General features: G+C 64.9%; 5 protein-coding genes and 1 tRNA gene. 4 read left to right on the forward strand and 2 right to left on the reverse strand.

Going from position 1 to position 6,270, the window contains the following annotated elements:
* Nucleotides 1-7: 7 nt before the first annotated feature.
* Complete coding sequence (locus P2T65_RS20685) at nucleotides 8-445, reverse strand: universal stress protein (protein WP_055461038.1); 438 nt, start codon at nucleotides 443-445, stop codon at nucleotides 8-10.
* A 257-nt stretch (nucleotides 446-702) separates the two neighbouring features.
* Between P2T65_RS20685 and P2T65_RS20690 the strand changes: the two genes are divergently transcribed.
* The 4 genes from P2T65_RS20690 to P2T65_RS20705 all read left to right on the forward strand — a co-directional run bounded on the left by P2T65_RS20690 (nucleotide 703) and on the right by P2T65_RS20705 (nucleotide 6,014).
* Nucleotides 703-1,236 carry an Hsp20/alpha crystallin family protein gene (locus P2T65_RS20690; RefSeq protein WP_055461039.1) on the forward strand — a complete coding sequence of 178 codons (534 nt, stop codon included), beginning with the start codon at nucleotides 703-705 and terminating at the stop codon, nucleotides 1,234-1,236.
* A 400-nt stretch (nucleotides 1,237-1,636) separates the two neighbouring features.
* Entirely contained in the window at nucleotides 1,637-1,831 is a 195-nt protein-coding gene (locus P2T65_RS20695) for a type II toxin-antitoxin system Phd/YefM family antitoxin (protein WP_055461040.1), read from the forward strand.
* The gene (locus P2T65_RS20700) at nucleotides 1,831-3,372 is read left to right on the forward strand and encodes a site-specific DNA-methyltransferase (protein ID WP_276200641.1); all 1,542 of its coding nucleotides are present in this window, start codon (nucleotides 1,831-1,833) and stop codon (nucleotides 3,370-3,372) included. Before P2T65_RS20695 ends, P2T65_RS20700 begins: the two co-directional genes overlap by 1 nt.
* A gap of 11 nt (nucleotides 3,373-3,383) precedes the next feature.
* Nucleotides 3,384-6,014, forward strand: a complete 2,631-nt coding sequence (locus tag P2T65_RS20705) for a DEAD/DEAH box helicase family protein (protein WP_276200642.1) — start codon at nucleotides 3,384-3,386, stop codon at nucleotides 6,012-6,014.
* Between the two features lie 131 nt (nucleotides 6,015-6,145).
* Here P2T65_RS20705 and P2T65_RS20710 read toward each other — a convergent pair.
* Nucleotides 6,146-6,222 (reverse strand) — tRNA-Met (locus P2T65_RS20710).
* Nucleotides 6,223-6,270: the final 48 nt, after the last annotated feature.

Raw genomic sequence — 6,270 nt, forward strand, 5'->3', positions numbered from 1 at the left:
TGCCCGCTCACCGGTAGACGAGGACGGGGATCGTCGAATGGGTGAGTACCTTCAGCGTCACGCTGCCCAGCACGATGGCAGCCACGCCGCCGCGGCCGTGCGAACCCATCGCGATGAGGTCGCAGCCGCGCTCCTTGGCGGTATCGATGATGGCGCGATAGGGCTCGTCATGCACCACCTGCACCGTCTCGTAGGGCACACCGTTCACCCGCGCGACATTGCTTGCGGAGGACAGGAAGCCGGCCGCGCGCCGGCGTGCATGATCCTCGTACTCCGCCCGCGTATCCGTGAGCTGCTCGGCGTCCGTCGAGAGGAGGTGGAAGGGTTCCACAACCGTCAGTAACGTCACCTTGGCTCCGGCGTCGCGCGCGAAGGCCATCGCCTGTTCGACGGCCGCCGCCGACAGGAGTGAACCATCCGTCGGAATGAGAATGTTCTTGTACATGGCGCTCCCCTATTGGCGCTCCCTTTGTCGATGCGCGGGAAGGGTAAACGGGTAGGCCACGGCCGCGCCTTGCGCAGGATCAAGCCGACCCTGCGACGTTTGACCCATGTCAAGGAGCCCATGCGCGGGGGTGTTTTGATGTCCGTGGCAGCGCCGTCGGCCTGAGCCGACCGCTCGGCCCCGAGGCCGCAGTCTCAGCGCTCCGGGCGCCCGCTTCCAGGCCGGCCCGCCGCTGCCCCCGCGACAGGAGCACGACCATGCCTGAAGCAACCAAACTTCCCATCGAGACCGAGAAGCAAACTGCACCCGCGCCCGTCGCCCGGTGGACGCCCTTCGACAGCCTGCGCCGGGAGATCGACAGGCTGTTTGACGACCTCCATGTCGGCTCGTGGCGCATGCCCTTCGCCCGTGCGGAGTTCCAATCCGAACGGCCGTGGCTGCGCGAGAGCGCCTTTGCCCTCACCCCCGCGGTGGATGTGGTCGAGCGCGAGAAGGAATACGAGATCAGCGCCGAATTGCCGGGCCTCGAGCAGAAGGACGTCGAGGTGCGCCTGGCCAACGGCACGCTCATCGTCAGGGGCGAAAAGCGCGAGACCAAGGAAGAACACGACAAGGACTATTATGTGTCCGAGCGCCGCTACGGCACCTTCATGCGCTCGTTCCGTGTTCCCGACACGGTCGATACGGCCGGCATCGAGGCCCGGTTCGCGAACGGGGTGCTGACGGTCAAGCTGCCGAAATCCGCAGAGGCCCGGAAGAACGAGAAGAAGATCGACGTCAAGACCGGCTAGCCCTGAAACCTGCGGCGTTGTCGGCAAGGGTCGGCCGGCGGCGGACGCCGCCGCCGGCTTCGACATCAGCGCGCGAACCGCTCGCACGTGGCGCGCCCGGTGGCGGACGGCCGACATCGCCGGACTCGCGAAACGATCGCCGCGACTGCCGCTGACCGGCGGGCGCAGCAAGAACCCTCGACACCTTCGGTCTACGCCAGCCCTGCCCTGCACGGCCATATCAGCATGGGCTGTGACGCAAGGGGCAAGCCGGCCGTCACGGCGGCGAGGCGCACGGGCGCGGCATCGGTGGCAAGGCCCGCCGGAGCCCCGGTCATCCGGTCGGCGTGGACGGGCGAATTTCGCGATTGACGATGCGGCCATTATGGCCACGATGGGCCTTTCAAGAAGGGGGCGGCGCATGAAGGCGCTCTCGGCCCGCGAGGCCAAGTACAACTTCGGACGGCTGATCGACACGGCCCGCGCGGAGCCCGTGGTGATCGAGAAGCACGGGCGTCCGGTCGTGGTGGTGCTCGCGGTCGAGGAATACGAGAAGCTGACCGGCAACGCCGTTCCGCCGTCCCGCGACAAGCCCGCTGAAACGAACGGTGACTGATGCCGATCCTGAACTGGCTGACCCGCGACGAGGACCTTCGCCGCGCGAGCCGCGTGCCCTACCGTCTTCTGGAGGAAGTCCCGGACCTGTCGGCGGGCGACGGCAGCGCGGGCAACATGCTGATCCAGGGCGACAACCTCGAGGCGCTGAAGGCGCTGCTGCCGTTCTATGCCGGCCGGGTGAAATGCATCTACATCGACCCGCCCTACAACACGGGCGCGGCCTTCGAGCATTACGACGACAACCTGGAGCACACGCAGTGGCTGGCCATGATGTGGCCGCGGCTGGAACTGCTGCGCGATTTGCTCGCCGAGGATGGCTCGATCTGGGTGTCCATCGACGACAACGAGGGGCACTACCTCAAGGTCATCATGGACGAGGTGTTCGGGCGGCGGAATTTCGTAGTGAACGTCGTTTGGCAGAAAAGGATAGGCCCTGATAACCGTATACCTTTGGGCGACGCACACGACCACATCATGGTCTACGGACGGGAGAGGGAGAAATTTCGGAGTTCGACAAACCGTATTCCGCTGACCGAGAAGCAGCGTGCGCAATTCAAGAATCCAGATAATGACCCGCGCGGGCCTTGGACGTCTTCGTCCAACTTCTCGGCTCAAGGCTATCGGCCGAACCAAATGTACGAGATTACAACACCGGGCGGCGCGATACATAGGCCGCCCGCAGGACGATGCTGGGTCACGATCGAGCCCGAGTTCCTTCGCCTGAAGTCAGAAGGGCGAATGTGGTTCGGTAGCGATGGAAACGGAATGCCCCGGAAGAAAACGTATCTCAACGAGCACGAAGGACGGATGTCGTGGTCTTGGTGGTCCAACGACGATGTTGGCAACACTCAGGAGTCGAAAAAGGAAGTCATCGCACTTTTCGGCGATGACCTTTTCGACACCCCAAAGCCCGAACGCCTGATTGAACGCATCCTGCACATCGCTACCAACCCCGGCGATCTCGTGCTCGACTCCTTCCTCGGCTCCGGCACCACCGCCGCCGTCGCGCACAAGATGGGGCGGCGCTATATCGGCATCGAAATGGGCGAGCATGCCCGCACCCATTGCGCGCCGCGCCTGCAGAAGGTGATCGACGGCGAACAGGGCGGCATCTCGAAATCCGTCGGCTGGCAGGGCGGCGGCGGTTTCCGCTTCTACCGTCTCGGCCCGCCCGTCTTCGACGAGACGGGCCACATCCGGCAGGACATCCGCTTTCCCGTGCTGGCGGCGCATGTCTGGTTTTCGGAGACCGACCGGCCGTGGGACGGCAGCGGCGACAGCCCGCTGCTCGGCATTCATGACGGCCGCGCTCATGCGCTGCTCTACAACGGCATTCTCGGCGACAGGCGGCCCGGCGGCGGCAATGTGCTGACCCGCGCGACGCTCGCCATCATCCGCGAGGAGATCGCCAAGGTCGATCCGGCCTTCGACGGTCCGCTCACCATCTACGGCGAGCAGTCCCGGCTGACGCCCGCCACGCTCGACCGCGAGCGCATCACCTTCAAGCAGACGCCCTACGACGTCAAAGCGCGGGCCTGAGGGGGCATCTGATGAAACTGAAGCAATACCAGACCGATACTCTCTCCATCCTCCGCCGCTTCTTCGAGGAGGCGCGCGTCGCCGGCCCCAAAGGCGCCTATGAGGCGATCACCAAGGAGCCGGAGCAGGCGAAGCGGCTCGGCCGCTATGGCGGCACATACACGCCGCTCGCCGAGCTGCCGAACGTTCCTTACGTGTGCCTGCGTCTGCCCACCGGCGGCGGCAAGACGATCCTCGGCGCATACTCCATCGGCATTGCACGCGATGCCTGGGTGGAGAAGGACTATCCGATGGTGCTCTGGCTGGTGCCGTCGAACACCATCCGCCTGCAGACGGCAGAGGCGCTGAAGAACGCCCGCCACCCCTACCGGCAGGCCTTGGACGAGGCCTTCGACGGCCGGGTGCGCGTGTTCGACATCGCCGATTTCACGCATATCCGCCCGCACGACATTCGCGACCATTGCTGCATCGTCGTCGGCACGATCCAGACCCTGCGGGTCTCGAACACCGAGGGCCGCAAGGTCTATGCCCACAACGAGAACATGGAGCCGCATTTCACGGCGCTGCCCAGGTCACTGCCGGGGCTCGAGCCGCTGGACGGCGGCGGCGTGAGGTTCTCCTTCGCCAACCTGATGCACATCCACCGTCCGCTGATGATCGTGGACGAGGCGCACAACGCCGTCACCGGCCTGACGCGGGAGATGCAGGCGCGGGTCAACCCGTCCGCCATCATCGAGTTCACGGCGACGCCGCGCCTCAACTCCAACATCCTGCACAGCGTGACGGCACAGGAGCTGAAGCGCGAGGAGATGATCAAGCTGCCGATCATGCTGTCCGAGCACGACACCTGGCAGAATGCGGTGAACGGCGCCATCGCGGCGCGCGCCTCTCTGGCCGAGGAAGCCGAGAAGGATCCCGACTACATCCGCCCCATCGTCCTGTTCCAGGCGCAGCCGAAGAACCAGGAGGTGACGGTCGAGGCGCTGAAGACGCACCTGATGGAGGTCGAACAAATCCCCGCGGAGAAGATCGCCGTGGCGACCGGCGATCAGCGCGAATTGGACGGCATCGATCTGTTCGATCCCCAATGCCCGATTGAATACGTCATCACCGTCGAGGCGCTGAAGGAGGGCTGGGATTGCTCCTTCGCTTACGCCTTCTGCTCCGTCTCGCGGATCCAGAGCGCGGTGGATGTGGAGCAGTTGCTGGGGCGCGTGCTGCGGATGCCCTACGCCAAGCGCCGCAAGGCGGATCCGCTCAACCGCGCCTATGCCTTCCTGTCCGAACCATCCTTCGGCGAAGCGGCGCGGTCTTTGGCCGACAAGCTGGTCGCCATGGGCTTCGAGGAAGACGAGGCGCGCGACAACATCGAACCGGCGCAGGCCTCGCTCGATGCCGACACCGGCCTGTTCGGCCCGCGCGACAAGCCGAAGCCGACCTTCAGGCACACCGTGACGGCGACGCCCGAGGTGGTTGCGGAGTTGAGGAAGCGTGGGGGCGTGAGCCTGCGCGACACCGGCGGCGGCAGGATCGAGATCGCTGTCACCGGCCGCGTCGACGGCGCGCTGGAGAAGGTGATCGCCGACACGTTGCCCGAGACGGAACGGAAGGGCTTCGCCGAGGCCGTCTCGAAATACCGCGTCGATGTGAAGGACCAGTTGTCGCCTGCCGAGCAGGGCGCGACCTTCGAGGTCCCGCGCCTGATGTCGGAGATCCAGGGCGAGCTGGAGTTCGCCGACACCGACGTGTTCATGGAGTTTCACGACTGGTCGCTGCTCGATCATTCCTCGAAGCTGGGCGAGGCCGAGTTCGCGATCCGCGAGACGGCCCGCAGCTTCGAAATCGACCTCGACGGCAATCGCATCACCTATCAGTTCGCCGATGAGGCGGAGCAGTTGGCGCTCGACGTCGACGTCGAGGGTTGGACCCCGGAGGCGCTGGTGCTGTGGCTCGACAGGCAGGTGCGCCAGCCGGATATTCACCAGAGCGAGCTGTTGCGCTGGTTGCGCGACCTCGTCGGTCACCTGATCACCGCACGCGGGATGCACATCACGGCGCTGATGCGCTGCAAGTTCATCCTCGCCCGAAAGGTCCGCGAGAAACTCGCCGCCATCCGCCAGCAGGAGCGCGACGGCGTCTACCAGCGATACCTGTTCGCGCCGGAAGCCAAGGTGGATGTGTCGTTCGATGAGGCGTTCAGCTTCAAGGACGGGATGTACTGGGATCAGCGCCGGTATCGTGGCCGCTGGAAGCCGCGCAAGCACTTTCTTGGCCCCGACCATGTGCCGGCCTTCGACGGCGCCGAGAATGGCGAGGAATTCCAGTGCGCGCAGGCCATCGACAGCCTGCCGGGCCTGAAGTTCTGGATTCGCAACGTCGCCCGCCACCCCAACTCGTTCTGGCTGCCGACTGCGACTGACAAGTTCTATCCGGATTTCGTGGCGCAGTTGGAGGACGGAAGGCTGCTCGTCGTCGAGTACAAAGGCGCCCACATCGCCGAAGGCCCCGACACCGCCGAAAAACGAACCATCGGCGAGCTGTGGGAGAAGACGAACGGCGGCAAGGGGCTCTTCATCGTCATCGAGAAGACGGTCAATGGGAAGGACATGCGGGCACAGCTGGTGGAGAAGATTGGCGCCTGATTCCAAGCCGTTGATCCCAAGCCGTCTCGCCGCCGCCGAACCTTCCGGAAGGTTCAGTATTGACATGGCGCCACGAAGCAAGAGGCCTCCCGCGAGGGAGGCTTTTAAGCGGCTGTATTCTTGGAGTTATTTGGTTGCGGGGGTAGGATTTGAACCTACGACCTTCAGGTTATGAGCCTGACGAGCTACCGGGCTGCTCCACCCCGCGTCGATTTTGGTGGCGTGGCCTTTTGGGGCCTTGCTGAGCGGTTTTGCG

Origin of the sequence: Chelatococcus sp. XZ-Ab1 (genome assembly GCF_029309855.1) — a bacterium.
Classification (GTDB): domain Bacteria; phylum Pseudomonadota; class Alphaproteobacteria; order Rhizobiales; family Beijerinckiaceae; genus Chelatococcus_A; species Chelatococcus_A sambhunathii.